Annotated in this window: 2 protein-coding genes; both read left to right on the top strand. The window is 38.5% G+C overall.

What is annotated here, in order from left to right:
* Positions 1-43 precede the first annotated feature (43 nt).
* A complete protein-coding gene (locus tag HDF25_RS25710) occupies positions 44-574 on the top strand; it encodes a transposase (protein WP_184629283.1) in 531 nt (176 codons plus the stop codon).
* Positions 499-1,413: an IS3 family transposase gene (locus HDF25_RS25705; protein ID WP_184629284.1), complete on the top strand. Its 915-nt coding sequence runs from the start codon at positions 499-501 to the stop codon at positions 1,411-1,413. The genes HDF25_RS25710 and HDF25_RS25705 overlap by 76 nt, the downstream gene beginning before the upstream one ends.
* Positions 1,414-1,441 lie beyond the last annotated feature (28 nt).

Below are 1,441 nucleotides of genomic sequence, written 5' to 3'. Positions count from 1 at the left end.
TGCAATGCCCCCAAAAAGTTAGACACTTTCTGGGGGCATTTTTATGACAAAAAAAAAGAAACACAGTTTTGATTTCAAGCTTCATTGCGTAAAGCAGATATCGGAGCTTTATCGATCGGCAGAATCCATTTCTAAAGAGTATAGTCTTACTTGCTCAATGGTGAAGCGATGGTTTATTACCTACGAACAGGTTGGGCCACAGGGGTTACTTCCGAGAAAAAAGAAGCGAATTTTCAGTCCATCGTTCAAGTTCGATGTTCTTCGCACAATTCAAGTTGAAAACTTAACTTTGAGTGAAGCCGTCCTACGCTTTGATCTGTCAAGCGATGCATTGATCATAGATTGGCGGAAAAGATTGGATAAATTTGGACTAGCGGGTCTTGATCCGCTCCCTACAGGAAGACCATCGATGGAAAAAAAAGAGAACCAGATCAAACGAAAGCCTAGAAAATCAGATAAACCCCTCAGTCGGGAAGAGGAGCTTTTACGTGAAAATGAATATCTACGCGCAGAGAATGCCTTGCTAAAAAAGCTCCAGGCCTTAGTTCAAGCAGAAAACAAGCGCAAGCCATAATGGAGCTAAGGCATCAATTCGACTTGAATATCTTGTTGAGTTGTATTAAAATGGCAAGGAGTACTTTTTATTATTATTCTAAGAAGGCAGGACAGTGCGATAAATATGAACAGGCTAAAGTTCAGATTAACAAGGTATATCAGGTTCATAAAGGACGCTTTGGCTATCGCCGTATTACCTTGCAACTAAAACAAGATGGAATGCTTATTAACCACAAAACCGTGTTTAGGTTGATGGGGGAAATGAGGCTGAAGAGTTTGGTTAGAATAAAGAAATACAGGTCTTATAGGGGGAAGGTTGGAAAGATTGCTCCAAACATTCTCAACAGAAACTTTAAGGCTGACCGACCAACACAAAAATGGGCAACAGATGTTACAGAATTCAAAGTTAAAGGAAACAAGCTATATCTTTCTCCAATAATTGATCTGTTCAATCAGGAAATTATTAGCTATGAACTCTCTGATAGACCCGTTTTCAGGGGAGTAATGAACATGCTCAAAAAAGCACTACCTCAGGCAAAAGGATCCGCTCAGCTGATTTTACATTCCGATCAGGGCTGGCAATATCAAATGGAAAAATATCAGCAATTGCTAAAAACACATGGAATTACCCAGAGTATGTCAAGGAAAGGTAATTGCTTAGACAATGCTATAATTGAAAACTTCTTCGGAACATTAAAGTCAGAACTATTCTATCTAACTGAATATCAGTCGACAGATCAGTTGAAAAAAGATATAGAAGAATATATAGGGTACTACAACAAGAAACGTATAAAACTGAATTTAAATGGAATGAGCCCGACGGAATATCGGGCTCATTATAACAAATCTAATAATTAAATTTGTCTAACTTTTTGGGGGCAGTCCA

The sequence above is a fragment of the Pedobacter cryoconitis genome, from assembly GCF_014207135.1.
GTDB classification, from domain to species: domain Bacteria; phylum Bacteroidota; class Bacteroidia; order Sphingobacteriales; family Sphingobacteriaceae; genus Pedobacter; species Pedobacter cryoconitis_D.
The sequence above is the reverse complement of the archived record's forward strand: the minus strand, read 5'-3'. Positions and strand labels throughout refer to the sequence as shown.

Excerpts from the sequence above, each read along its gene's own strand:
- HDF25_RS25710 (WP_184629283.1), top strand. The coding sequence starts at position 44 with ATGACAAAAAAAAAGAAACACAGTTTTGATTTCAAGCTTCATTGCGTA.